This is a genomic window from Polaromonas sp. (assembly GCF_043778355.1).
Lineage (GTDB): Bacteria > Pseudomonadota > Gammaproteobacteria > Burkholderiales > Burkholderiaceae_C > Polaromonas.
This window is the reverse complement of sequence record NZ_JAYWHI010000031.1, coordinates 185,346-210,438: the sequence shown is the minus strand read 5'-3', so window position 1 is coordinate 210,438 and position 25,093 is coordinate 185,346. Positions and strand designations below refer to the sequence as shown.

The window sequence follows — 25,093 nt, the reverse complement described above, 5'->3', positions numbered from 1 at the left end:
GCGGCTTGACAGTCGCGCAGGCCGGTGCCCGCGCGGCGCGAGGGCCGCCAGTTCGCGTGTTCGGTGGACGAATTCCTGATGGGCTACAGCGACCTGCCACGCTGAAACAGCACTGGCCCTCGCAAATCGCCCGGTGGGCGGCTTGACAATCGCGCGGGCTGGCGCCCGCGCGGCTCGAGGGCCGCCAGTCCGCATGTTCGGTGGACGAATTCCTGATGGGCTACAGCGACCTGCCACTGCAGGATCAATCTCGCGGTGGTTGTCGGTGCGCTATAAAAACTATAGCTACTCACGCCCATGAGCCACGGGCTGGGGTCTGATTTGCTGCATATAACCTGCGTCACAGGCGTTGATCGGTGCGCCAGGACGCGTTGCGCCGTGGTCTCCCCCTGTTCCAGTGCGTAGCTTTAGAGGGACAAGCTCTTTATTCCTGCAACCTCATCAGGGCAAACCCTTTATCATTGGGGCCATTGCAATCGAAGCCGGTGCTTTCGCCGGCTTTTTCTTTCCCCTCATGTCCGACAGCGCGCCTTCTCCACTGCTCGAATTCAAGCACGTCACCTTTGCCTACCCTGGCGCCACTGGTGATCGTTTGATCCTGAACGACGTCACCTTGTCGGTGCCGCGCGGCAAGGTCACGGCGCTGATGGGCGCCTCGGGCGGCGGTAAAACCACGGTGTTGCGATTGATCGGCGGCCAACAGAAAGCCAACCAGGGCGAGGTGTTGTTCGACGGCCGCGACATCGGGCGGCTGAGCCAGGCCGAACTGTACGCCGCGCGTCGCCGCATGGGCATGTTGTTCCAGTTTGGCGCCCTGTTTACCGATCTGAGCGTGTTCGACAACGTGGCTTTTCCGTTGCGTGAACACACATCCTTGACGCAGGAGTTGATCCGCGACATCGTGTTGATGAAACTTAACGCGGTTGGCCTGCGCGGTGCGCGCGATCTCATGCCCAGTGAAATCTCCGGCGGCATGGCCAGGCGGGTGGCGCTGGCGCGCGCCATCGTGCTGGACCCGGAGCTCATCATGTACGACGAGCCCTTTGCCGGCCTGGACCCGATTTCGCTGGGCACCGCTGCGCAGCTGATACGCCAGCTAAACGACACGCTGGGCATCACCAGCATCGTGGTGTCGCATGACCTGGAAGAAACCTTTCGTATCGCCGACAAGGTCATCATTCTGGCCAACGGGGGTATTGCGGCCCAGGGGACCCCTGAAGAAGTGCGTCACTCCGCCGATCCGCTGGTGCACCAGTTTGTCAATGCGCTGGCTGAAGGCCCGGTCCGGTTTCATTATCCGGGGCCGAGTGAGGCTGACGACTTCGGGTCGCAGGCTGCGGTGGGCAAGGGAAAGCGGCCATGAGCATCGCCAACTTGTTGTCCGACCTGGGTTTTGCCGTGCGCGGCAAGCTGCGGGAGCTCGGTTACGGCGCCCGCATGATGGCGCGCCTGCTTGCGCTGACCGGCCCGGTGTTTGCGCGCTTTGGGCTGGTTCGCGACCAGATTTTTTTCCTGGGCAATTATTCGCTGGCCATCATCACGGTGTCGGGGCTGTTTGTCGGGTTTGTGCTCGGCCTGCAGAGTTATTACGCGTTGCAGCGTTATGGTTCCTCAGAGGCGCTAGGCTTGCTGGTGGCGCTGAGCCTGGTTCGCGAACTGGGTCCGGTGGTGACGGCCTTGCTGTTTGCAGGACGCGCCGGCACTGCGCTGACGGCGGAAATCGGTTTGATGAAGGCCGGCGAGCAACTCTCGGCGATGGAGATGATGGCGGTCGATCCGGTGCGCCGGATTCTCGCGCCGCGTTTTTGGGGCGGCGTGATCGCCATGCCCTTGCTGGCCGCGGTGTTCAGCGCTGTCGGCATTCTTGGCGGCTGGGTGGTCGGCGTGTTGATGATTGGGGTGGATGCGGGTGCTTTCTGGAGCCAGATGCAGTCCGGCGTCGATGTCTGGCGCGATGTTGGCAACGGCGTGGTGAAAAGCGTGGTGTTTGGCGTCACGGTGACTTTCATCGCACTTTTTCAGGGCTTTGAAGCCCAGGCCACGCCGGAAGGAGTGGCTCGCGCCACCACGCGTACCGTGGTGCTGGCCTCCCTGGCGGTGCTTGGACTTGACTTCATCCTGACGGCCCTGATGTTCAGCGTGTGACTTTTTACCACCCCGAAAGACCGTCTTCCGATGCGAAAATCCTCTCTGTCCCCACTGTCTGGCGCAGGCCGCCGGCGGTCTTTTTAAGGAACCTTGATGCAACGCTCCAAAAATGATCTGTGGGTCGGGCTGTTTGTGCTGGCTGGCGCGGCAGCTTTGCTGTTTCTTGCCCTCAAGGCGGCCAATTTGCTGACCTTGAATTTCGACAAGTCTTATGCGGTGGTGGCGAAATTTGACAACATTGGTGGATTAAAACCACGCGCTGCGGTCAAAAGTGCGGGCGTCATCGTCGGACGCGTGGAAAATATTACATTTGATGACAAATCCTATCAAGCCAGTGTTAATCTGGCGATGGAGAGCCGGTACGTTTTCCCCAAGGACAGCTCTCTGAAAATACTCACCAGTGGCCTGCTGGGGGAGCAATATATCGGGATTGAGGCGGGCGCTGACGTGAAAAATCTGGCAGCGGGTGACGTGGTCAAGCAGACCCAGTCGGCCGTGGTGCTGGAAAACCTGATCAGCCAGTTTTTGTACAGCAAGGCGGCGGACAGCAGTTCAACATCAACGACTGCGGCGCCGACAGGGACCAACGATAAAAAATGAAAACACTCACCACCACGAAACTTGCCAGCCTGGGTGCCGGCCTGCTTGTTCTTGCATTGCTGCAGGGCTGCGCCACCGGACCCAATCCACGGGACCCGTTTGAACCTTTCAACCGCAGCGTGAGCCGCTTTAACGAAGGCCTGGACGAGGCCATCGTCAAGCCCGTTGCGCAGGTTTACCAGGATGTGCTGCCCTCGCCCGTGCGTACCGGCGTCAACAACTTTTTTGCCAACCTGACCGATGTCTGGTCCATGGTCAACAACTTGCTGCAGGGGCGCCCCCAGGCGGCGGGCGACAGCCTGATGCGTTTCAGTATCAACACCACCATGGGGCTGGGTGGTGTGCTGGACTGGGCCACCGAGATGGGTATTGAGCGGCATCGCCAGGATTTCGGCAAGACGCTGGGACGCTGGGGTGTAGATACGGGCCCGTACCTGGTGCTGCCTCTTCTTGGCCCATCGACGGTTCGCGATACCGCCGCCCTGGTGGTGGACGCCAAGGGCGACCTGGTGAACCATGTGCATGATGTTTCGGCCAGAAACTCGCTGTACGTGCTGCGTGCTGTGGATTTGCGCGCCAGCCTGCTGCGCGCGGGCGAGGTGCTGGACCAGGCTGCGCTGGACAAATACAGCTTCACGCGTGATTCCTACCTGCAGCGGCGCGGCGCCGTGCTGGAATCCAATGGCGACGTGGAAGAGCGCTACGACCTGCCTGAAAAGACGCCCGCGCGGGCGCCGGCCCGGTAAAGAAGCTTTACAAGTTCATTGCCGGAACTTCACCGGACGCATGAACCAAAGCAGGCAAGCTGCTGTCCAATGAAGTCTGAAGGTCTTGTGCGCCCCACGCGATTCCGCCTGCTTTTGATCTGACATGAAAGAGAAGCCATGAACCGTCGTATTTTTAGCCATGTTGTTGGCGCCTCCCTTGCCTTGGTACTGCTGGCCGCAGGCCCTGCTGTGCGCGCGGCTGACGAAGCGCCCGATGCCCTGATCAAGAGGACTTCCACTGAAGTGCTGGATGCCATCAAGGCGGACAAGTCGATTCAGTCCGGCGATACCGGAAAGATCATTGCGCTGGTGGATGGCAAGGTCATGCCCCATGTCAATTTCACGCGTATGACCGCTGCGGCTGTTGGTCGGAACTGGCGCCAGGCGACGCCGGAGCAGCAAAAACGGCTACAGGATGAGTTCAAGACCTTGCTGATTCGCACCTATTCGGGCGCATTGGCGCAGGTCAAGGACCAGACCGTTAGTGTCAAACCGCTGCGCGCTGCGGCGGCCGACACTGAAGTGCAGGTACGTACTGAAGTGATTGGCCGCGGCGACCCGATCCAGCTCGACTACCGCATGGAAAAGACGCCCACTGGCTGGAAAATTTATGACCTGAATGTGCTCGGCATCTGGCTGGTCGAAACCTACCGGACCCAGTTCGCGCAGGAAATCTCCGCCAAGGGCGTCGATGGCCTGATTGCCGCACTGGCCGAGCGCAACAAGTCCAACACGGGCAAGAAGTCCTGACTGGGTGGCTGCGGTGCTGACCCTTCCTGCCGTTCTCAGGCATGACCTTGCCGTTTCGACGGTGCGCGCGCTGAGCGCCCATCAGGCAGGTGAGGCCGGCGCCGAGGTGGTTGCGGACGCCCGGGCGCTGCAGGAGTTTGACTCCTCCGCGCTGGCTGTCTTGCTGGCCTGCCGTCGCCAGGCGCTGGCGGGCGGCAAGACGTTTTCGGTGCTGGGCTTGCCTGAACGCCTGCGCCGCCTCGCCGGCCTGTACGGCGTTGAGGCGTTGCTTCCGGCCGCCTGAGTATCCTCTGGAAGGTCCGCAATGCCCTTTTCCGGGCAAGCTGCGGCGAAGGTGTCGGCTTGCGCCGTAAAATAGCTGGCTCATGCCAGCCATCTCCTTCCAGTCGGTCTCTAAAAATTACCCTTCTACAAACAGCCGCTCCGCTCCAGGTATCAGGGCGCTGGACGCTGTCAGCTTCGACATCCAGCCGGGCGAATTTTTTGGCCTGCTCGGGCCCAATGGCGCCGGCAAAACTTCGCTGATCAGCATTCTGGCGGGTCTGTCCCGTGCCAGCAGCGGCACCGTGACGGTCCATGGCAGCAATGTGGTGACGGACTATGCCGCCGCGCGCCGCAAGTTGGGCGTGGTGCCGCAGGAGCTCGTGTTCGACCCCTTTTTCACAGTGCGCGAGGCGCTGCGTATCCAGTCCGGCTACTTCGGAGTCAGAAACAACGACGACTGGATCGACGAACTGCTGGCCAGCCTGGGCCTGGCCGACAAGGCCGGCGCCAACATGCGGCAGCTGTCAGGCGGGATGAAGCGACGCATGCTGGTGGCCCAGGCGCTGGTACACAAGCCGCAGGTGATCGTGCTCGACGAGCCTACCGCCGGCGTGGATGTGGAACTGCGCCAAACGCTCTGGCAATTCATTGCCAAACTCAACAAGCAGGGAAGCACCGTGTTGCTCACGACGCACTACCTGGAAGAGGCCGAGGCCCTGTGCAGCCGCATTGCCATGCTCAAGCAGGGGCGCGTGGTAGCCCTGGCCTCCACGTCGGAGCTGCTCAAGTCCGCGTCCTCGAACGTGCTGCGTTTCAAGATCGACAGCGAATTGCCGAAAGCGCTGGCCGACAAGGCGCGCATCACCGGCCGCATCGTGCAACTGCCTGCGCACAATGCCAACGAGATCGAGCACTACCTCAGCGCCATCCGTGAGGCCGGCCTGGTGGCCGAGGATGTCGAGATCCGCAAGGCTGACCTGGAAGATGTGTTTCTGGAAGTGATGGCAGAGAAGGTCGGGGTGACGGCATGACCGGTTGGCAGACGCTGTTTTACAAGGAAGTCATGCGCTTCTGGAAAGTCGGCTTCCAGACCGTCGGCGCGCCGATTCTCACTGCTGTCATGTACATGCTGATCTTCGGCCATGTGTTGCAGGACCAGGTCAAGGTGTACGGCACGGTCAGCTACACCGCCTTCCTGGTGCCCGGCCTGGTGATGATGAGCGTGTTGCAAAACGCCTTTGCCAACACGTCATCCTCGCTGATCCAGAGCAAGATCATGGGCAGTCTGGTGTTTGTGCTTCTGACACCGCTGTCACACTGGGCCTGGTTTTGTGCCTATGTGGGCTCGTCCATCGTGCGTGGGCTGGTCGTGGGCCTGGGCGTATTTGCCGTCACGGTCTATTTTGGCCGGCCGGACTTTGCGGCGCCGCTGTGGATCATCGTGTTTGCCCTGCTGGGCGCCGGCCTGCTCGGCGCGCTGGGTCTGATCGCCGGTCTGTGGTCGGAGAAGTTCGACCAGATGGCGGTGTTCCAGAACTTCGTGATCATGCCCATGACCTTTCTGAGTGGTGTGTTTTACTCTATCCATTCGCTGCCGCCGTTCTGGCAGACCGTCAGCCACCTGAACCCGTTTTTCTACATGATCGACGGTTTCCGATACGGTTTTTTTGGTGTCAGCGACGTCTCACCGTGGTTGAGCCTGGCCATTGTGGGCACGGCCTGGCTGGTGGTCAGTGGAATTGCCATCCACCTGCTCCGCATCGGCTACAAAATAAGACACTGACCGAATTCACGAAACACCATGACCAGCGAAGAACTCCAAGCCATCATTGCCTCCGGCCTGCCCTGCGAACACATTGAACTCACAGGCGACGGCCGGCATTGGTATGCCACCGTGGTCTCCAGTGCATTTGAAGGCCAGCGCCTGATCCAGCGCCACCAGCGGGTGTATGCCACGCTGGGCGGGCGCTTGCAGACCGACGAGGTGCATGCCCTCTCCATGAAAACCTACACGCCCGCCGAATGGGCCAACCATCCCGCAGAATAAGCACATGGACAAACTACTGATCAAGGGTGGCCGGACGCTGGCCGGCACCGTCGATATTTCCGGCGCCAAAAACGCAGCCCTGCCCGAGCTGTGCGCAGCGCTGCTGACGGCCGAACCCGTCACGCTGGAAAATGTCCCGCGCCTGCAGGACGTGGCGACCATGCTCAAGCTGATACGCAACATGGGCGTGAGCGCCGAGCGGGTCGAAGGCAGTGCGGGCGCCGTGCTGATCAACGCTGGCGGTCTGAGCTCGCCAGAGGCGCCCTACGAGCTGGTCAAGACCATGCGGGCCTCGGTGCTGGCGCTGGGACCGCTGCTGGCCCGTTTCGGCGAGGCCACGGTCTCGCTGCCCGGCGGCTGCGCGATCGGTTCGCGCCCGGTGGACCAGCACATCAAGGGCATGCAGGCCATGGGCGCTGACATCGTGGTCGAACATGGCTACATGATTGCCAAACTGCCAGCGGGTCAAAAACGCCTGAAGGGCTGCAGCATCACGACCGACATGGTCACCGTCACCGGTACCGAGAACTTCATGATGGCCGCCAGCCTGGCAGAGGGCGAAACCATTCTTGAAAACGCCGCGCAGGAGCCGGAGATCGGCGATCTTGCCGAGATGCTGATCAAGATGGGGGCGAAGATTGAGGGCCATGGCAGCAGCCGCATCCGCATCCAGGGTGTGGAGCGACTGCACGGCTGCACGCATCAGGTGGTGGCCGACCGCATCGAAACCGGTACCTTCCTGTGTGCCGTTGCGGCGGCAGGCGGCGATGTGGTGCTGCGCCACGGCCGCGCCGACCACCTGGACGCTGTGATCGACCTGCTGCGTGCCGCCGGCGCCGTGGTCACTGAAGGAGACGGCTTCATCCGCGTCCAGGCCTCGGGGCGCATGCAGGCCCAGTCCTTCCGCACCACCGAATACCCGGGCTTTCCGACCGACATGCAAGCCCAGTTCATGGCGCTCAACGCGATTGCCGAAGGCGCTAGCAAGGTCACGGAAACGATTTTTGAGAACCGTTTCATGCACGTCAATGAGATGGTGCGTCTGGGTGCAAATATCCAGATCGATGGCAAGTTTGCAATCATTGAAGGCGTGGAGAAACTCTCGGGCGCCACCGTGATGGCGACCGATCTGCGCGCGTCGGCCAGCCTGGTGATTGCCGGTCTGGTGGCCGAAGGCGAGACCCTGATCGACCGCATCTACCACCTGGATCGTGGCTACGACCAGATGGAAGCCAAGCTGCGCGGCATTGGTGCGGACATTGAGCGGATCAAATCATGATCACCCTGGCCCTGTCCAAAGGACGCATTTTCGACGAGACCCTGCCGCTGCTCAAGGCCGCAGGCATTGAGGTTCTGGAAGACCCGGAAAAATCGCGCAAGCTGATCATTGACACCAACCGGCCCGATGTGCGGGTGGTGCTGGTGCGGGCCACCGACGTGCCGACCTATGTGCAGTATGGCGGCGCCGACATCGGCGTGACTGGCAAAGACACGCTGATCGAACACGGCGGTCAGGGTCTGTACCAACCGCTGGATCTGCAGATCGCCAAATGCCGTATGAGTGTGGCCGTGCGCGACGGCTTCGACTACGAAGCAGCAGTCAAGCAGGGCTCGCGCCTGAAAGTCGCGACCAAATTTGTCAGCATCGCGCGCGATTTTTTTGCCACCAAGGGCGTGCACGTGGACCTGATCAAGCTCTACGGCAGCATGGAGCTGGCGCCGCTGACCGGCCTGGCTGACGCGATTGTCGATCTGGTCAGCAGCGGCAACACGCTCAAGGCCAACCACCTGGTCGAGGTCGAACGCATCATGGACATCAGCTCGCACCTGGTGGTCAACCAGGTGGCGCTCAAGCTCAAGCAGGCGCCGCTGAGGGGCATCATCGACGCTTTCGCTTCCGCCATCGGCAAACCCACCGCCTGAAAACGCTATGAAATTGATAGCTTCTCCCGCCCATTTGTCAACGGCTGACGCGGCCTTTGATGCCCAACTCACGGCGCGGCTGCACTGGTCGGCCGACACCGATGCGGCCATCGAAAAAGTCGTTGCCGACATCCTGGCCGACGTGCGGCAGCGCGGCGATGCGGCGGTGCTTGACTACACACGCCGGTTTGACCACCTCGACGTGGCTTCGCTGCAGGCGCTGGAGCTGACGCAGGCCGAACTCAAGGTGGCCTTCGACGCGATACCCAAAGCGCAGCGCGAGGCCCTGCAGGCCGCCGCTGCCCGTGTGCGCAGCTACCACGAAGCCCAGAAGGAGGCTTCTGGCGAAAGCTGGAGTTACCGCGATGCGGACGGCACACTGCTGGGTCAGAAGGTCACGCCGCTGGACCGCGCTGGTATTTACGTGCCGGGCGGCAAGGCGGCTTATCCCTCCTCGGTATTGATGAACGCGATCCCCGCCCATGTGGCCGGTGTTGGCGAGATCATCATGGTGGTGCCCACCCCGCGCGGCGAAAAAAACGCGCTGGTGCTGGCCGCTGCCTATGTGGCTGGTGTCACACGCGCCTTCACGGTGGGTGGCGCGCAGGCGGTAGCGGCTCTCGCCTACGGCACACAGTCGATACCCAAGGTTGACAAGATCACCGGCCCCGGCAATGCCTACGTGGCCAGTGCCAAAAAGCGTGTCTTCGGCACCGTTGGCATCGACATGATTGCCGGCCCTAGCGAAATTCTGGTGTTGGCCGATGGCACCACGCCCGCCGACTGGGTAGCCATGGATTTGTTTAGCCAGGCCGAACATGACGAGCTGGCGCAAAGCATTCTGCTGTGCCCGGACGCAGCCTACATTGACGCGGTACAAGAAGCCATCAACCGACTGCTCCCCTCCATGCCAAGAGCCGCCATCATCGCCAAGTCATTGACCGACCGAGGCGCACTCATCCAGACGCGTAGCATGGAAGAAGCCTGCGCCATCAGCAACCGCATCGCGCCCGAACATCTTGAGGTCAGCAGTCGCGACCCGCACCGATGGGAACCCCTGCTCAAACACGCCGGTGCGATTTTTCTCGGCGCTTACACCAGTGAATCGCTGGGCGACTACTGTGCCGGCCCCAACCATGTGTTGCCGACCAGCGGGACCGCACGTTTCTCCAGCCCGCTGGGTGTTTACGACTTCCAGAAACGCTCCAGCCTCATCGAGGTCAGCGAGGCCGGCGCGCAGACGCTGGGCCAGATCGCCGCCGAGCTGGCTTATGGCGAAGGCCTGCAGGCGCACGCCCAAGCCGCCGAAATGAGGATGAAGAAGTGAGCGCAGCCACCGACAAGTCAGAGATTTCCCTACCAGCCGGGGCCGCGGAACCGGCTTTGCCGGGCCGCAGGCGCAGCGCCCCCTCGGGGGGCAGCGCAGTACGCGAAGTGACAAGCGTGGGGGCGCACATTTTTCGGCAAGACGTGCAGTCCATGCACGCCTACGCCATCCAGGAGTCAAGCGGCCTGGTCAAGCTCGACGCGATGGAAAACCCGCATCGGCTGCCCGTGGCGCTGCAGGCGCATCTGGGCCAGCGCCTGGGCGCGTTGGCGCTGAACCGTTATCCCGACGGCCGTATCAATGATCTGCGCAAGGCGCTGGCCGAACACGCTGGCATGCCTGAAGGTTTTGACATCATGCTGGGCAACGGCTCGGACGAACTGATCTCGCTGCTGGCCATGGCCTGCGATGTGCCCGGAGCTTCCATCCTGGCGCCGCTGCCCGGTTTTGTGATGTACGGCATGAGCGCCCAGTTGCAGGGCCTGAAGTTCATCGGCGTGCCCTTGACGACCGAATTCGAGCTTGACGAAGCCGCGATGCTGGCTGCAATTGCCGAACACCAGCCGTCCATCATCTACATCGCCTACCCCAACAACCCGACCGCCAACCTGTGGGACGACGCGGTCATCGACAAGATCATTGCCGCAGCGCCAGGCCTGGTGGTGATGGACGAGGCCTACCAGCCTTTCGCCAGCCGCAGCTACATCACCCGCATGGCCGAACAGCCTGGGCGTTACAGCCACGTGCTGCTGATGCGCACCATGAGCAAGTTCGGTTTGGCCGGCGTGCGGTTGGGTTACATGATGGGCCCGAAGGCGCTGATCGCCGAAATCGACAAGGTGCGCCCACCCTACAACATCAGTGTGCTCAATTACGAGTGCGCGCTGTTTGCGCTGGAGCATGCTGCGGTGTTTGCCGAACAGGCGCAGGACATACGCGCCCAACGCACGCTGCTGGTGGACGCATTGCGTGCCTTGCCGGGCGTCAAAACCTGGAAAAGCGACGCCAACATGGTGCTGATCCGTGTGGTCGATGCGGCAAAAATCTTTGAAGGCATGCGCTCATGCGGCGTGCTGGTCAAAAATGTTTCTAAAATGCACCCTCTGCTGACAGATTGTTTGCGCCTGACCGTCGGCACCGCTGACGAGAATGCGCAGATGCTGGCAGCGCTCAAAAAATCCCTATGACCACCCCGACCGCCCTGGCTCCTCTCGCACCGAGAACTGCCGAGATCTCGCGCAATACCGCCGAGACCAAAATCTCCGTCAAGCTCAACCTCGACGGCACCGGGCAGTCGCGCTTGTCCACCGGCATCGGTTTTTTCGACCACATGCTGGACCAGATCGCCCGCCACGGCCTGATCGATCTGGACATCCAGGCGGACGGCGACCTGCACATCGACGGCCACCACACGGTGGAAGATGTGGGCATCACCTTCGGCCAGGCGGTGGCGCAGGCGGTGGGCGACAAAAAAGGCCTGCGCCGTTACGGCCATGCTTATGTACCGCTGGACGAGGCGCTGTCGCGTGTGGTGATTGATTTTTCCGGCCGGCCGGGCCTGGAGATGCACGTACCTTTCAAGAGCGGCATGATCGGGACCTTCGACAGCCAGCTCGCTTATGAGTTTTTCCAGGGCTTTGCCAACCATGCGTTTGTGACCCTGCACATCGACAACCTGCGCGGCGACAACGCTCACCACCAGGCCGAGACCGTGTTCAAGGCCTTTGCGCGCGCCCTGCGCATGGCGCTGGAGATCGACCCGCGCGCTGCCGGCGTGATTCCCTCGACCAAGGGCTTGTTGTAAGGCAACACCATGGCTTTATGCATTGTTTTGGCCTCTGGCCCATTGCTTGCTTGCGTGGAAAGCTATTAATTTCGTAGCAACCCTGTTTTGATGGCACAACCCAACTCAGTCGCCGTGGTCGATTACGGCATGGGCAACCTGCGCTCGGTATCGCAGGCGGTCCAGCATGTGGCCAAAGGCAGTGGCGTCGAAGTCATCGTCACCTCGCGGGCCGAGGATGTCATGAAAGCCGGGCGTGTGGTGCTGCCGGGGCAGGGTGCGATTGCCGACTGCATGCGCGAGTTGGCCGACTCTGGCATGTTGCCGGCCGTTTTGCATGCGGCCGCAAACAAGCCGCTGTTCGGGGTCTGCGTCGGCATGCAGATGCTGCTCACCCACAGCCAGGAAGGCCAGCCCGGTGATGGCGGCGTGGGCACTGCCGGCCTGGACCTGATTCCCGGCGAGGTCCTGAAGTTCGACCTGGCTGGCCGTACCCAGCCCGACGGCAGCCGTTTCAAGGTGCCGCAAATGGGCTGGAACCAGGTTGACCAGGCGGCTGCCGATGGCGCAACGCCGCACCCGGTGTGGGATGGCGTGCCCGACGGCGCTTACTTCTATTTCGTCCACAGCTTCCACGCCAGGCCGTCGGATACGCGCCACACTGCGGGTTTTGCCGACTACGGCGGCCGCTTTACGGCAGCACTGGCGCGCGATAATATTTTTGCCACTCAATTTCACCCCGAAAAAAGCGCAGACCACGGCCTGGCCCTGTACCGCAACTTTCTGCACTGGAACCCCTGACGTCTCCACGCCTGCTGCTGCACACTTTTTTTCGCCCATCGCTTCCCCCTCTCCATCCACCGCCAGCCCCACTGCCCATGTTACTCATCCCCGCGATTGACTTGAAAGACGGCCACTGCGTTCGCCTCAAACAGGGCGACATGGACCAGTCCACCATCTTCAGCGAAGACCCGGCGGCCATGGCGCGCAGCTGGGTCGACAAGGGCGCGCGCCGCCTGCATCTGGTGGACCTGAACGGGGCCTTTGCCGGCAAGCCAAAAAACGAGGCCGCGATCCGCAAGATCCTGGCTGAAGTCGGCAGTGAGATCGACGTGCAGCTCGGCGGCGGCATCCGTGACCTGGACACCATCGAGCGTTACCTCGACTCGGGTCTGCGTTACGTCATCATCGGCACGGCAGCGGTGAAAAATCCCGGCTTTTTGCAGGACGCCTGTACCGCGTTCGGCGGTCACATCATCGTTGGCCTCGATGCCAAGGACGGCAAGGTCGCCACCGACGGCTGGAGCAAGATGACCGGTCACGAGGTGATCGACCTCGGCAAGAAATTTCAGGACTACGGCGTCGAGGGCATCATCTACACCGACATCGGCCGCGACGGCATGCTCACCGGCATCAACATCGAGGCCACCGTCAAGCTGGCCCAGGCGCTGACGATTCCAGTGATTGCGTCCGGCGGGTTGTCCAACATGGCCGACATTGATGCGCTGTGTGCGGTCGAGGACGAAGGCGTCGAGGGTGTGATCTGTGGCCGCTCGATTTACAGCGGTGACCTCGATTTCGCAGCGGCGCAAGCCAGAGCCGACGAACTCAACGGCTAGAGGCCCCTATATATCCGATTCTCGGGCGCATGGCTTCGTTGCGCGGTGCTCGGAATCCTCATGCACCGAAGTGCACTCCTGTTCCTGCGCGCCGTGCGCCTCGCCCTGCATCCCGATGATCGAATTTCTGGCAACCTCTACAGTCCCCTACCTGTCACCTGAACCATGCTCGCGAAAAGAATCATTCCCTGCCTCGATGTGACCGGCGGCCGCGTGGTCAAGGGCGTCAACTTTGTCGAGCTGCGCGACGCTGGCGATCCGGTCGAGATTGCCGCGCGTTACAACGAGCAGGGCGCCGACGAGCTGACCTTTCTGGACATCACCGCCACCAGCGACGGGCGCGACCTGATCCTGCACATCATCGAGGCGGTGGCTTCCCAGGTTTTCATTCCGCTGACGGTGGGAGGGGGTGTGCGCACGGTGGAAGACGTGCGGCGCCTGCTCAATGCCGGCGCCGACAAAACCAGTTTTAATTCGGCCGCGCTGGCCAATCCTCAGGTGATTGAAGACGCCTCGGCCAAATACGGTGCGCAGTGTATCGTGGTGGCCATCGACGCCAAGCGCCGTTCCGATGAAGAAGCCCTGACGCGCGGGCCGGGATGGGACGTGTACAGCCACGGCGGGCGCAAGAACACCGGGCTGGACGCGGTGGCCTGGGCCAGCGAGATGGCGCAGCGCGGCGCCGGCGAGATTTTGCTGACCAGCATGGACCGCGACGGCACCAAGGCCGGTTTCGACCTGGCGCTGACCCGCGCTGTCAGCGACGCGGTCAGTGTGCCGGTGATCGCTTCGGGCGGTGTCGGCAACCTGGAGCACCTGGCCGACGGCATCCAGATCGGTGGCGCCGATGCGGTGCTGGCCGCCAGCATTTTTCATTACGGCGAATACACGGTGCAGCAGGCCAAGGCCCACATGGCGGCGCGCGGCATACCGGTAAGGTTGTAACCCCCGTCGGACGCTCACTGCGTGTAGCGCCTTCCCCCCTGCTGGGGCGATATCTGCGGTCCGGCGGAGCCGGTCCCGCGATATCCTGGTCTGGGAGATCGCGGAGGCCTGCAAATCCATGACAATTGGGATATGACTCAAAATTGGCTGGACGAGATCCAATGGGACGACAAGGGCCTGATCCCGGTCATCGCCCAGGAAGCCTTCAGCGGCGACGTGCTGATGTTCGCCTGGATGAACCGCGCGGCGCTGCAGAAAACCGCCGAACTCGGCCAGGCCGTGTATTACAGCCGCTCGCGGGGGCGGCTCTGGCACAAGGGCGAGGAGTCGGGCCATTTGCAGACAGTGCACGAGATCCGTCTGGACTGCGACAACGACGTGATACTTTTGAGAGTGACGCAGCTCGGCCACGAACCGGGCATCGCCTGCCACACCGGCCGCCACAGCTGCTTTTTCAGTCTTTACAAAGACGGCCAGTGGGTGGTGACCGAGCCGGTCTTGAAAGACCCGACCCACATCTACAAGTAAAACCATGACCTCCAATGACTCCCTGCAGCGCCTGGCGCGTACCATCGAAAGCCGAAAACCGGCCCAGGGAGGCGACCCCGAGACCAGCTACGTCGCGCGCCTGCTGCACAAGGGCCCCGATGCCTTCCTGAAAAAAATCGGCGAGGAAGCCACCGAAACCGTGATGGCCGCCAAAGACATCGACCACGGTGGCGCGACCCCTGAGCTGCATGCCAAACTGATCGGTGAGGTTGCGGATCTGTGGTTTCACAGCCTGATTGCGCTGGCCCACTACGGCCTGTCGCCAGCCGACGTGATTGCCGAGCTGGAGCGCCGCGAGGGCACCAGCGGCATCGAGGAAAAAGCGCTGCGCAAGGCGCAGCTACGAGAAGACGCTGAGAAATAACACCCGTTCCCACCGGCAAGAAGGAGAGACCATGAGCGAAACCAATCTGGCTGAGTTCGACACCAAAAGTCCGAACGACCGCATCGTCATGCATGTGTTGTACGGTTTGCACACGCTGGCCTGGTTCAGCGGCGGCATTTTCGCGGTGGTCGCGTTGATCGTCAACTACGTGCGCCGTGGCGAGGAGTCGGATGTGCTCTACATCGACCACCACAACTACATGATCCAGACCTTCTGGTGGACGCTGATGTGGCTGGTGCTGCTGTCGCCGCTGTGGCTGTTGTTGGTGCTGCCCGGCGCCATTGCCTACGGCATCGTCTGGCTCTGGTACCTGTACCGCTGCATCCGCGGCTGGATGCGTTTCAACAGCCAGCGCCCGGCCACCTTCCACCCTGGACTTTGAGCCACTTTCGACCTCAACCCACCATGAGCCAGCCCAGCCACGCCCACGACGACAACTGTATTTTCTGCAAGATCGCCACTGGAAAAATCCCCAGCCGAAAGGTCTATGAAGACGATGACATCTTTGTCTTTGACGACATCAACCCGTGGGCGCCGGTGCATTTTTTGATGATTCCGAAGGCGCACATCGCATCAATGGCGCAGGTCGGGCCGGCGCACGAGGCGCTGCTCGGCCGCATGATGGCGCTGGCGCCCCGCTTGGCCCTTGAAAAAGGCTGCAAGCCCTACCCTGAAGGTGGATTTCGCATCGTCACCAACACCGGCGCTGAGGGCGGCCAGGAAGTGCATCATTTGCACATCCATGTGATGGGCGGCCCCAGGCCCTGGATCAAGGGTTGACCCCCACGGTTGCTCGCTTCGAGCCTGCGGCAGCTCCCTGCCCCTTGCACTGAAAAAAGGGGCCGCTGCGCCTGCGGGCCTGCAGAGCCGGACCCGCGGCCCCTGCTGGACCGGAAGAGAATACCGCCTCTTCGCAGGGTAAATCCCCACTTGCAGCGCTGGCATCGCCCCCAGATAAAGCAATCCGGTTTATGCAGGGCTATTCGGGCGCAGCAGGACGCAAGGCCTTTAGAATGGCTCTAACCTTGTGCAACATTGCAATTAAAGTTTAGGAGAGAAACATGGGCTCATTTTCCATTTGGCACTGGCTGGTTGTGCTGTTGATCGTTGTGATGGTGTTCGGCACCAAAAAACTCAGAAACATGGGTGGCGATCTCGGTGGCGCCGTCAAGGGCTTCAAGGACGGCATGAAAGAGGGCGGCAAGACCGACGAAGAAAAAACCGCTGCTGCGGCACCTGCCGGTCAGGTCAGCCATGCGCAGACCGCCGACAAAACCACGATCGACGTGGAAGCCAAGCAAAAGTCTTGAGAATGTTCGCTCCCACGCTTGCCACTGCGTGTGCTGCGTTGCTGCCCGAGCCTTGGCTCGTCTTGCACTCGCCTGCTGAGCCCGCATGATTGACATTGGCCTGTCCAAAATTGCGCTGATTGGCGCAGTGGCGCTGATCGTGATCGGCCCTGAAAAGCTGCCGCGTCTCGCGCGCACCGTCGGCATGTTGTTGGGCAAGGCACAGCGTTATGTGTCCGACGTCAAGCAGGAGGTCAGCCGCTCGATGGAACTTGACGAGCTCAAGAAAATGAAGGAGTCGATGGAGGGCGCGGCGCGCGACGTTGAAAACTCCATCCAGACCAATGCCAGCGACTTTGAAAAATCCTGGGCTGAAACCACCGGCACCGCTTCCAGCGACGAGCTGCCGGGCATGATCACACTGCCCGAATACAAACACCCGAAGAAAAACTGGCGGCTCAAGGCCGGTGCCACGCCGCAGTGGTACAAGGCCCGTTCCGGCGTGCGTACCAAGGCCTTGTCGGGTGCGGCCCGTGTGGCGCGTTATCGTCCCCGTCCCAGCACGTCCTCCGGTCGAAACGGCTGAACTTTCCCTTAACCGCTATTCACGCGCAGCCCGGCGCCTCTTTTTCAGCGCAAACACCTTCATGAGCGATCCCACCACCGACAAGCCCGACGAACTCGCGGGCACCGAGCAGCCTTTTGTGCAGCACCTGATGGAGCTGCGCGACCGGATGATACGGGTCGTCATCGCCATCGGTGTCGCCGCCGGCCTGCTGGCCATCTGGCCCGGCCCTGCCGTGTTGTTTGACCTGTTGGCCGCGCCGCTGGTGGCCACCCTGCCGGCAGGCGCATCGCTGATCGCCACCTCGGTCATTTCCCCGTTTCTGGTGCCGCTCAAGATTTTGCTGATGGCCGCTTTCATGCTGGCCCTGCCGGTGGTGCTGTACCAGGTCTGGGCTTTTGTGGCGCCCGGCCTCTACACCCACGAGAAAAAGCTCGTGATGCCGCTGGTGGTGTCCAGCACGCTGCTGTTTTTTGTCGGCGTGGCGTTTTGCTACTTCTTTGTTTTCGGCCAGGTGTTCAAGTTCATCCAGAGTTTTGCGCCCAAATCGATTGTGGCCGCGCCCGACATCGAGGCCTACCTCGGTTTTGTGCTGAGCATGTTTCTGGCGTTTGGCATGGCGTTTGAGGTGCCGATTGCGGTGGTGGTGCTCGCGCGCATGAACATCGTCAGCATCGAAAAGCTCAAAAACTTTCGCGGCTATTTCATCGTGCTGGCCTTTGTGGTGGCCGCCATCGTCACCCCGCCCGACGTGGTGTCGCAACTGGCGCTGGCGATTCCGATGTGTATCCTGTACGAGGTCGGCATCTGGGCAGCGCAGATTTTCATCAAACACACCCAGGCGCCCGATGACGACGCCGAAGCCGCCAAGCCCTGAAATTCAGAGCGAAATATGGCTCCAGCCCATACCCAGTGGGCGTCAGCAGCTATAAAAAATAGAGCAAATATGCTCAGGGCCGGCGAACCTGCGGTCGTTGCCGGGTGCCCGGCACCACCTTTACTTCGTTTTTCTTGTCCTTGCGCAGCAGGCCCACTGGTGCGGAAACGCCGGGCTTGAGCGCGGCCACAGCGGTCAGCAGTTCGGACACAGTGCGCACCGGTTGGCCGGCGACGTTCAGAATCACGTCGCCGGGCATGATGCCGGCTTGCGCGGCCGGGCCGTTTTGCAACACGCCGGTGATGATCACGCCGCCGCCGTTCAGTGCATCCGGTTTGAGGCCGAAGGTTTCGGCCAGTTCCGGGCTCAGGTCTTGTGGTTCCACCCCGATCCATCCGCGCGTGACCTGGCCGTCTTTCAGAATGCTCTCCAGCACCTGTTTGCCGGTGGACACCGGAATGGCAAAACCGATGCCCATGGAGCCGCCGGAGCGTGAATAAATCGCGGTGTTGATGCCCAGCAGCCGGCCCTGCGTGTCGACCAGCGCGCCGCCGGAGTTGCCGGGGTTGATGGCCGCATCGGTCTGGATGAAGTTCTCGAAGGTGTTGATGCCGAGCTGGTTGCGGCCCAGCGCGCTGACGATGCCGCTGGTCACGGTCTGGCCGACGCCGAAGGGGTTGCCGATGGCCAGCACCGGGTCGCCGACCTGGGCGGTGTCGGAGCTGCCCAGCACGATGATGGGCAGTTTGTCGAGTTCGATTTTCAGGATGGCCAGGTCGGTTTCGGGGTCGGTGCCAATGATCTTGGCCTTGGCCCTGCGGGTGTCGTTGAGGATGACCTCGATGTCGTCTGCGCCTTCGACCACATGGTTGTTGGTCAGGATGTAGCCATTCGGGCTGACGATGACGCCACTGCCCAGGCCGACCTGTGGCTCATTGCGACCACCCTGGTCGCCGAAAAAAAACTTGAACCAGGGGTCGTCCATGTTGGGGTGGCGCGCCGCTGCCTTGCTGGTGTTGATGCTGACGACTGCGGCCGAAGCGGCCTTGGCCGCAGCGGCAAAACTGCCGGCCGGTGCCACGCTGCCGCCCGCGCCTGCAGGTGCTTCAATGACAGAAATGCCATTTCCCAGCGCTTGCCGGTTGACCCATTGCGGTTGCAGCGTGGCGACCACAAAGTAGGCGGCCAGCAGAACCGTGACGGTTTGTGAAAAGAGAAGCCAGGATTTGCGCATGGTAGGTCCAGGAGATAAAGCGCCAGAGGCCTGGGAGTTCAGGCGTGATGGCAAGGCACAGTCGCAATTTTCGCCCAATTTACGGGTCTTTCCATCGGCCTTGCAGATGGGAACGGCCATAATTTGCAGGACAACCTCAAGGATTTGCCATGAAAGCCCCCAGCGTTCTCGCCACCATCGGCAACACCCCGCACATTCGCATCAACCGCCTGTTCGGGCCGGCCAGCCAGACCCACCAGATTTATGTGAAGTCCGAGCGCAGCAATCCCGGCGGCTCGATCAAGGACCGCATCGCTCTCGCCATGGTCGAGGCCGCCGAGCAGTCCGGCGCGCTGCAGCCCGGCGGCACCATCATTGAGCCGACTTCGGGCAACACCGGCGTCGGCCTGGCGATGGTGGCTGCCGTCAAGGGTTACAAGCTGGTGCTGGTCATGCCCGACAGCATGAGCATAGAACGCCGCCGCCTGATGCTGGCCTACGGCGCCAGCTTCGAGCTGACGCCGCGTGAAAAAGGCATGAACGGCGCCATTGCGCATGCCAAAGAACTGCTCGCCAACACACCCGGCGGCTGGATGCCGCAGCAGTTCGACAACCCCGCCAACATCGAGATCCATGTGCGCACCACTGCGCAGGAGATTCTTGCCGACTTTCCCCAAGGCGTGGACTATCTCATCACCGGTGTTGGCACCGGCGGCCACCTGAGCGGCGTGGCGCAGGTGCTCAAAGCCAAATTCCCGGCGACCAAAGTGTTTGCGGTGGAGCCCGCGGCCTCACCCGTCATCAGCGGCGGCAAACCTTCGCCGCATCCGATTCAGGGCATAGGCGCGGGCTTTATCCCGGCCAACCTGCGGACGGCCTTGCTTGACGGTGTGATCCCGGTCGAGGGCGACGCTGCCAAGGACTATGCGCGCCGCTGCGCCGCCGAAGAGGGCCTGCTGGTGGGTATCTCCTCAGGCGCGACGCTGGCGGCGATTGCCCGGAAGCTGCCCGAGATTCCCGCAGGCAGCACAGTGTTGGGGTTCAACTACGACACCGGCGAGAGGTACCTGTCGGTCGAAGGCTTTTTACCGTGACCGTTCAGGACGCGGTGGTTGCACCGCGCGCCTTGTTGCTGAGCGCCTTCGACCAGCTGTTGCAGCCCGAGGCTTTCAAGGACTACGGCCCCAATGGGCTGCAGGTCGAGGGCAAGGCCGAAGTGCGCAAGATCGTCTCAGGCGTTACCGCCAGCCTCGCGCTGATCGAGGCCGCCGTCGCTGCGCAGGCCGATGCGATTTTTGTGCACCACGGCCTGTTCTGGCGCGGCCAGGACGGCCGTGTGACCGGCTGGATGAAGCAGCGGCTGGCGCTACTGCTGGCGCATGACATCAACCTCTACGCCTATCACTTGCCGCTTGACGCGCACCCCGAGCTCGGCAACAACGCGCAACTGGGCGTGCAGCTCGGACTGAAGGCCGAGCGTTATTTCGGGGACAACAAGCTGGGGTTCCTGGGCGCGCGCAGCGGCGGGGCCGGCGGCTTTGACAGCGCCGAACAACTCGCCGAACACGTCAAAAATGCATTAAATCGACCCGTAACCCTTGTCGGACGGGCGCAAACAGCTATTAAAAACATAGCGTGGTGCAGCGGCGGCGCGCAGGGCTACTTCGAGGACGCGATTGCCGCCGGGGCGGACGCCTTCATCACCGGCGAGATCTCCGAGCCGCAGGCGCACTATGCGCGCGAGATGGGCGTGGTTTTCATCGCCTGCGGCCATCATGCGTCCGAGCGCTACGGCGCGCCGGCGGTGGCGGCGCATGTGGCGGCGCAGTTCGGCCTGGCCCACGAGTTCATCGACATCGACAACCCGGCCTGAATGTGGCCTGAGCCCGGCGCCGGGGCGGGCACGCGATCAGACGGCGGTACGGCGCTGCCGCGGCGGTTGCAGCGCACGTGCCGGGTGCGAGCGGGCGGTGCGCATGGCGCGCCAGCTGGTGCCAAGCTCGGCGTTTTCCACCGGCACCGCCAGGTGGCTGATGTCGTCAAGCAGCGCGGCGCGCGAACGCATGGCACGCGCGGCCGCAGCCACGCCTTGCACTTCATGCAGGAGTTCGTCCACGTCTTTGCCCGCGCCGGACAGATGCACCAGGCCGACGCCAATGTCGGCGCTGAGCTTGATGCGCTCGCCATTGAGGGCCGTGACTTCCAGCGGCTTGCGCAGGCTGGAGGCCACGCGCAGCCCCATGGTGCGAATCCAGCGCGGCGAGTGCAGGGTTTCGATCAGCACGATGAAGCAGCGGTCGTAGTAGCGCCCTGCCGGATTCACCACGCCGGTGTGACGCTGCATGCGCCGCGCAAGCTGGCTGTAAATTTCGTTGAGGCCGTAGTGGCCGACCTGGGCCAGCAGCCGCTCGGGGTCGAACAGTTGCACCGCCATCAGCGCCCCGTCGCGCCGGGTGCGCGCCAGACGGCGCTGGGCACGCACGATTTTCCGTACCGTGACCGCGCTGCTATAGAGCTGGGTGACCGGGTCGCGCCGCGAACGGGAGCGAGGGTGTATCTGGCGACTCTGGTGGTTGCGCAGCCATAACAGTCCGGCGATCAGGGACATGCTGACCAGACCCAGCAGGGCCACCCCGGCCTGGCTGGCTGTGGACAGGGGGCTGAGGTCCAGCGCCCGCCAGTACAAACCCAGTTGCAAGGGCAATGTGAGCAAGCTGGCACAAGCCAGGCCCCAGGCCAACCGGTCGCCGTGGCGGGCCGCGCGCATGGTCAACCACAGCATGGCGCTGACCGTCACCATGGTCAGTGTGGCCGACACGGGCAGTTGCTGTGGTGACGGCAACAACAGGCACAGGGGACCGCTGACCAGACACAACCAGGCCATGGCCCGCAAACTGATATCTGTCAACCGGTCGCGCCTGGCGGACCCCAGCCATTGTCTGCCCCCGTAAATGCCCATGGCACTGCGCAGGGGCCCGATCAGCACCTGCCCGATGTGAATCCAGGGCGCACTGACCTGCGGTAGCAGGATTTCCGGCAAGCCACAAAGCAGGGCAAAAAACAGCCAGTACATGCCGAGGTAGATCAGGCTTTGCACGCTGGGGCGGCTGCGGGTGTAGGCGGCCTCGGCAGCAGCCAGCAACACAATCAGGCTCATGGAGCCTGCGGCGGCGCTCCAGATGATGGTCTCGGTCGGGTTCATGGCGCTGCAGGCAGCCCATCCGTCGGCGGCGCCATTTGCGCGAAAATACCGACAGAATGCATGTTGCTGCTCCCTTCCATCAGACTGCCTGCCCTTTGCCTTGTCCCGTGGATGCGGGGCTGGGGCGGGCAGACATTCAATTAATTATGGGCCGTTCAAAGGGTCAGGGGAAGTTATGAAAAACACCAAGTGCCTGCCCGCTGGAGCTGCGGGTCTCCCATGGTGAAAATCCGGCCGCTGGCCATCACGATGGGCGATCCGGCCGGCATCGGCCCGGAAATCATTGCCAAGGCCTATCGCGATGCGTCTGCCGATCTGGCCGGCTGCGTGGTGGCGGGCGATGTGGCCACGCTGCGCCGCGCCGCGCAGTTGATCGCCGGTGACAGCGCGCTGGCGCTGCCGGTGGTGCAGCTTGCGGGTATCGCCGGTTGGCAGGCAGTGCCGCCGCGCTGTATTCCGGTACTGCAGACCTGTGTGTTGCCGGCCCTGGCTGCCTTCGGGCAGGTCAGCGCCGCGGCTGGCAAGGCGGCGGCCGACTGCATTGTCTGGGCCGCCCGCGCTGCGCTGGCCGGCGAAGTGGCGGCCATGGTGACCGCACCGATTCACAAGGAGGCGCTGGCCCTGGCTGGTCCAGGTTTTGCGCGTTTTCCCGGCCACACCGAACTGCTGCAGGCCGAAGCGGCGGCGTTTGCCGGCAAAACCGTGGCCGACATGCCGGTGCGCATGATGCTGGCCAATGACGAACTCAAGACCGTGCTGGTCAGCATTCACCTGTCCTTGCGTGATGCGCTGGATGCGGTGACTTTCGACAGGGTGTTGCAGACGCTGCAGATTGCACACCGCACGGTGCGCGGCGCTGCGGGCGGCGCGCCGCGCATTGCGGTGGCGGGTCTGAACCCGCATGCGGGCGAAGGCGGCCTGTTCGGGCGCGAAGAAATTGACATCATTGCGCCGGCGATGGCCGCGGCCCGCGCGCAGGGTCTGAACGTGAGCGGCCCCTTCGCGCCTGACACTGTGTTCATGAGGGCGCGAGCGCCTGCGGGACAGGCCGGCGAGTTCGACGTGGTGGTGGCCATGTACCACGACCAGGGCCTGATCCCGGTCAAATACCTCGGCGTGGAGCAGGGCGTCAATGTGACCCTGGGCCTGCCCCTGGTGCGAACCAGCCCCGACCACGGCACAGCCTTTGACATTGCCGGTACGGGCAGGGCGGACGCGTCCAGCCTGATCGCCGCTGTACGCATGGCGCGCCGGCTGGCCGTCTGAATCGCCCGCGATCAAGTGCAAAAAAGGCCTGCAGCCCTTTTCCAACGGGCGTAAACAGCTATTAAATCAGTAGCAACTCCCTGTCTTCGCAAAAAGGGGCCGCGCGTCCGGCTTTGCCGGCGCTCAGGCGCCGCCCCTGGAAGGTGGAAGGCGCTACACGCAGCGAGCGTCCGACAGGGTGAACTTACTTCCTCAAGCTGTCGCGAATCTCCCGCAGCAGCACCACGTCTTCGGGCGTGGCCGCAGGCGCGGGCGGGGCGACCGGGGTTTCTTTTTTCAGGCGGTTGATTTGCTTGATCATCAGGAAAATGATGAAAGCCAGGATGGCGAAGTTGACAGCGACGGTGATGAAATTGCCATAGGCAAACACCGGAACGCCGGCTTTTTTCAGCGCATCCAGCGTGGTGGCGGTTCCTGCCGGCACATTGCCCAGCACAATGAACAGGTTGGAAAAGTCAATCTTGCCGATCACTGCACCGACCAGCGGCAGGATCAGGTCACTAACCACAGAATCGACGATTTTGCCGAAGGCCGCGCCGATGATCACACCGACCGCAAGGTCGACGACGCTGCCCTTGATCGCAAACTCCTTGAATTCCTGCATCATGCCCATGGCTTGCTCCTTTGTTGTTGCCAAATGAATACTTTTTTAACTGCCACGCCGGATGCGGGACCAGCACGCAGATTATCTTCGCTACCCCGGCTTTCACGCCAGCCCCTTGGTACTTGGGTTGTGCCTTGTTCTGGCGGGGCGAACGATGCACCAAGTCAAAACAAGGATGGCCGAAGGCGGCTTTCGGCTTGAAATTGCATTGCGCGCTCCGTTACAATGCCGGGTTGACCCCAATGCACTCCTTTTTAGGTTTTCAAGCCCTGTTCTTGTAGGACACCCATGACCGAAGCTAGCCTCAAGGCGCCGCTCAGTGCGCCCATTGATAAAGATAAAAGAAACTGGATCGTCACGACTTGTGCCGTTGGTGGCGCGGGTGTGGCGGCTGTCGCTGTGCCCTTTGTCAGCACCTTCCAGCCGTCCGAGCGCGCCAAGGCCGCTGGCGCCGCCGTCGAGGTGGATATCTCGGCAATGAAGCCGGGCGAAAAACTGACCGTTGAATGGCGCGGCAAGCCGGTCTGGATCGTCAAGCGCACGCCCGAGCAACTGGCCGGCTTGCCCAAGCTGGATTCACAACTTGCCGACCCCAAATCGGAGCGTAATCCCGGCGACCTCACGCCCGAATATGCGCGCAACGAGGGCCGTTCGATCAAGCCAGAGATATTTGTGGCGGTCGGTATCTGCTCGCATCTGGGCTGCTCGCCCATCGACAAATTCCAGATCGGTGGACAGCCTTCGCTGCCCGACGACTGGGCCGGCGGCTTTCTGTGCCCCTGCCATGGTTCAACCTTCGACATTGCCGGCCGCGTTTATAAAAACAAGCCTGCACCGGACAACCTGGAAGTGCCGCCCCACATGTACCTGTCAGATGCCAAGCTGCTGATTGGTGAGGACAAAAAAGCCTGAAGCTTTGCTGGACCAGGCGGCCGCCCGATTGATGCGCCCGCCCAGGTCCTCCACCGAC

31 protein-coding genes are annotated in these 25,093 nt (G+C 62.3%); 28 read left to right on the top strand and 3 right to left on the bottom strand.

The genetic code is table 11. The annotated features are described in order from the left end of the window. Positions 1-514 precede the first annotated feature (514 nt). The 24 genes from ACH2CW_RS05900 to tatC all read left to right on the top strand — a co-directional run bounded on the left by ACH2CW_RS05900 (position 515) and on the right by tatC (position 17,838). A complete protein-coding gene (locus tag ACH2CW_RS05900) occupies positions 515-1,363 on the top strand; it encodes an ABC transporter ATP-binding protein (RefSeq protein WP_395056035.1) in 849 nt (282 codons plus the stop codon). Next, complete coding sequence (gene mlaE, locus ACH2CW_RS05895; protein WP_395056033.1) at positions 1,360-2,145, top strand: lipid asymmetry maintenance ABC transporter permease subunit MlaE; 786 nt, start codon at positions 1,360-1,362, stop codon at positions 2,143-2,145. Before ACH2CW_RS05900 ends, mlaE begins: the two co-directional genes overlap by 4 nt. 96 nt (positions 2,146-2,241) lie before the next feature. Continuing rightward, positions 2,242-2,748, top strand: coding sequence for an outer membrane lipid asymmetry maintenance protein MlaD (gene mlaD / locus ACH2CW_RS05890; protein ID WP_395056031.1), 507 nt, complete (start codon positions 2,242-2,244; stop codon positions 2,746-2,748). Continuing rightward, positions 2,745-3,494: a VacJ family lipoprotein gene (locus ACH2CW_RS05885; protein ID WP_395056029.1), complete on the top strand. Its 750-nt coding sequence runs from the start codon at positions 2,745-2,747 to the stop codon at positions 3,492-3,494. Before mlaD ends, ACH2CW_RS05885 begins: the two co-directional genes overlap by 4 nt. A gap of 138 nt (positions 3,495-3,632) precedes the next feature. Beyond that, positions 3,633-4,265 carry a phospholipid-binding protein MlaC gene (locus tag ACH2CW_RS05880; protein ID WP_395056027.1) on the top strand — a complete coding sequence of 211 codons (633 nt, stop codon included), beginning with the start codon at positions 3,633-3,635 and terminating at the stop codon, positions 4,263-4,265. Positions 4,266-4,278: 13 nt separating this feature from the next. Continuing rightward, the gene (locus ACH2CW_RS05875; RefSeq protein ID WP_395056025.1) at positions 4,279-4,548 is read left to right on the top strand and encodes a lipid asymmetry maintenance protein MlaB; all 270 of its coding nucleotides are present in this window, start codon (positions 4,279-4,281) and stop codon (positions 4,546-4,548) included. A gap of 82 nt (positions 4,549-4,630) precedes the next feature. After that, a complete protein-coding gene (locus tag ACH2CW_RS05870) occupies positions 4,631-5,560 on the top strand; it encodes an ABC transporter ATP-binding protein (protein WP_395056024.1) in 930 nt (309 codons plus the stop codon). After that, positions 5,557-6,312 carry an ABC transporter permease gene (locus ACH2CW_RS05865; protein ID WP_395056022.1) on the top strand — a complete coding sequence of 252 codons (756 nt, stop codon included), beginning with the start codon at positions 5,557-5,559 and terminating at the stop codon, positions 6,310-6,312. Before ACH2CW_RS05870 ends, ACH2CW_RS05865 begins: the two co-directional genes overlap by 4 nt. Positions 6,313-6,330: 18 nt before the next feature. Continuing rightward, positions 6,331-6,576, top strand: coding sequence for a BolA family protein (locus ACH2CW_RS05860; RefSeq protein WP_395056020.1), 246 nt, complete (start codon positions 6,331-6,333; stop codon positions 6,574-6,576). A 4-nt stretch (positions 6,577-6,580) separates the two neighbouring features. Further along, positions 6,581-7,855 carry a UDP-N-acetylglucosamine 1-carboxyvinyltransferase gene (gene murA, locus ACH2CW_RS05855; protein WP_395056018.1) on the top strand — a complete coding sequence of 425 codons (1,275 nt, stop codon included), beginning with the start codon at positions 6,581-6,583 and terminating at the stop codon, positions 7,853-7,855. After that, positions 7,852-8,499, top strand: a complete 648-nt coding sequence (gene hisG, locus ACH2CW_RS05850; protein ID WP_395056016.1) for an ATP phosphoribosyltransferase — start codon at positions 7,852-7,854, stop codon at positions 8,497-8,499. Before murA ends, hisG begins: the two co-directional genes overlap by 4 nt. Before the next feature lie 7 nt (positions 8,500-8,506). Next, positions 8,507-9,826, top strand: a complete 1,320-nt coding sequence (gene hisD, locus ACH2CW_RS05845; RefSeq protein ID WP_395056014.1) for a histidinol dehydrogenase — start codon at positions 8,507-8,509, stop codon at positions 9,824-9,826. A gap of 116 nt (positions 9,827-9,942) precedes the next feature. Next, positions 9,943-11,013, top strand: coding sequence for a histidinol-phosphate transaminase (hisC, locus tag ACH2CW_RS05840; protein ID WP_395056012.1), 1,071 nt, complete (start codon positions 9,943-9,945; stop codon positions 11,011-11,013). After that, positions 11,010-11,630, top strand: a complete 621-nt coding sequence (gene hisB / locus ACH2CW_RS05835; protein ID WP_395056010.1) for an imidazoleglycerol-phosphate dehydratase HisB — start codon at positions 11,010-11,012, stop codon at positions 11,628-11,630. Before hisC ends, hisB begins: the two co-directional genes overlap by 4 nt. Positions 11,631-11,720: 90 nt before the next feature. Beyond that, positions 11,721-12,410: an imidazole glycerol phosphate synthase subunit HisH gene (hisH, locus tag ACH2CW_RS05830; protein ID WP_395056008.1), complete on the top strand. Its 690-nt coding sequence runs from the start codon at positions 11,721-11,723 to the stop codon at positions 12,408-12,410. Between the two features lie 77 nt (positions 12,411-12,487). Then, the gene (gene hisA, locus ACH2CW_RS05825; RefSeq protein ID WP_395056006.1) at positions 12,488-13,228 is read left to right on the top strand and encodes a 1-(5-phosphoribosyl)-5-[(5-phosphoribosylamino)methylideneamino]imidazole-4-carboxamide isomerase; all 741 of its coding nucleotides are present in this window, start codon (positions 12,488-12,490) and stop codon (positions 13,226-13,228) included. A gap of 165 nt (positions 13,229-13,393) precedes the next feature. After that, a complete protein-coding gene (gene hisF / locus ACH2CW_RS05820) occupies positions 13,394-14,173 on the top strand; it encodes an imidazole glycerol phosphate synthase subunit HisF (protein WP_395056004.1) in 780 nt (259 codons plus the stop codon). A gap of 132 nt (positions 14,174-14,305) precedes the next feature. Further along, on the top strand, positions 14,306-14,701 hold the full coding sequence (gene hisI, locus ACH2CW_RS05815) for a phosphoribosyl-AMP cyclohydrolase (protein ID WP_395056002.1): 396 nt from the start codon (positions 14,306-14,308) through the stop codon (positions 14,699-14,701). Between the two features lie 4 nt (positions 14,702-14,705). Then, complete coding sequence (locus ACH2CW_RS05810) at positions 14,706-15,086, top strand: phosphoribosyl-ATP diphosphatase (protein WP_395056000.1); 381 nt, start codon at positions 14,706-14,708, stop codon at positions 15,084-15,086. Between the two features lie 31 nt (positions 15,087-15,117). Continuing rightward, on the top strand, positions 15,118-15,489 hold the full coding sequence (locus ACH2CW_RS05805; protein ID WP_395055998.1) for a DUF4870 family protein: 372 nt from the start codon (positions 15,118-15,120) through the stop codon (positions 15,487-15,489). 23 nt (positions 15,490-15,512) lie between these two features. Then, positions 15,513-15,887, top strand: a complete 375-nt coding sequence (locus tag ACH2CW_RS05800) for an HIT domain-containing protein (RefSeq protein WP_395055996.1) — start codon at positions 15,513-15,515, stop codon at positions 15,885-15,887. Between the two features lie 281 nt (positions 15,888-16,168). Continuing rightward, positions 16,169-16,417, top strand: a complete 249-nt coding sequence (gene tatA, locus ACH2CW_RS05795) for a Sec-independent protein translocase subunit TatA (protein WP_395055991.1) — start codon at positions 16,169-16,171, stop codon at positions 16,415-16,417. An 85-nt stretch (positions 16,418-16,502) separates the two neighbouring features. Further along, the gene (gene tatB, locus ACH2CW_RS05790; RefSeq protein ID WP_395055989.1) at positions 16,503-16,982 is read left to right on the top strand and encodes a Sec-independent protein translocase protein TatB; all 480 of its coding nucleotides are present in this window, start codon (positions 16,503-16,505) and stop codon (positions 16,980-16,982) included. Between the two features lie 61 nt (positions 16,983-17,043). Next, the gene (tatC, locus tag ACH2CW_RS05785) at positions 17,044-17,838 is read left to right on the top strand and encodes a twin-arginine translocase subunit TatC (protein ID WP_395055987.1); all 795 of its coding nucleotides are present in this window, start codon (positions 17,044-17,046) and stop codon (positions 17,836-17,838) included. A gap of 73 nt (positions 17,839-17,911) precedes the next feature. On the opposite strand, the gene ACH2CW_RS05780 is transcribed toward tatC, so the two are convergent. After that, positions 17,912-19,072 (bottom strand): S1C family serine protease, encoded by a 1,161-nt coding sequence (locus ACH2CW_RS05780; RefSeq protein WP_395055985.1) that lies wholly within the window; start codon positions 19,070-19,072, stop codon positions 17,912-17,914. 149 nt (positions 19,073-19,221) lie between these two features. Between ACH2CW_RS05780 and cysK the strand changes: the two genes are divergently transcribed. Then, a complete protein-coding gene (gene cysK / locus ACH2CW_RS05775) occupies positions 19,222-20,145 on the top strand; it encodes a cysteine synthase A (protein WP_395055983.1) in 924 nt (307 codons plus the stop codon). Next, positions 20,142-20,924 (top strand): Nif3-like dinuclear metal center hexameric protein, encoded by a 783-nt coding sequence (locus tag ACH2CW_RS05770; protein ID WP_395055981.1) that lies wholly within the window; start codon positions 20,142-20,144, stop codon positions 20,922-20,924. The genes cysK and ACH2CW_RS05770 overlap by 4 nt, the downstream gene beginning before the upstream one ends. Positions 20,925-20,960: 36 nt before the next feature. On the opposite strand, the gene ACH2CW_RS05765 is transcribed toward ACH2CW_RS05770, so the two are convergent. Beyond that, the gene (locus ACH2CW_RS05765; RefSeq protein ID WP_395055979.1) at positions 20,961-22,253 is read right to left on the bottom strand and encodes a diguanylate cyclase domain-containing protein; all 1,293 of its coding nucleotides are present in this window, start codon (positions 22,251-22,253) and stop codon (positions 20,961-20,963) included. 219 nt (positions 22,254-22,472) lie between these two features. Between ACH2CW_RS05765 and pdxA the strand changes: the two genes are divergently transcribed. Further along, entirely contained in the window at positions 22,473-23,519 is a 1,047-nt protein-coding gene (gene pdxA, locus ACH2CW_RS05760) for a 4-hydroxythreonine-4-phosphate dehydrogenase PdxA (RefSeq protein WP_395055977.1), read from the top strand. 184 nt (positions 23,520-23,703) lie between these two features. Here pdxA and mscL read toward each other — a convergent pair whose 3' ends face one another. Next, entirely contained in the window at positions 23,704-24,132 is a 429-nt protein-coding gene (gene mscL, locus ACH2CW_RS05755; protein ID WP_395055975.1) for a large conductance mechanosensitive channel protein MscL, read from the bottom strand. A 279-nt stretch (positions 24,133-24,411) separates the two neighbouring features. On the opposite strand from mscL, the gene petA reads away from it, so the two are divergent. After that, positions 24,412-25,035, top strand: coding sequence for a ubiquinol-cytochrome c reductase iron-sulfur subunit (gene petA, locus ACH2CW_RS05750; RefSeq protein WP_188707412.1), 624 nt, complete (start codon positions 24,412-24,414; stop codon positions 25,033-25,035). The last annotated feature ends 58 nt before the right edge of the window (positions 25,036-25,093 follow it).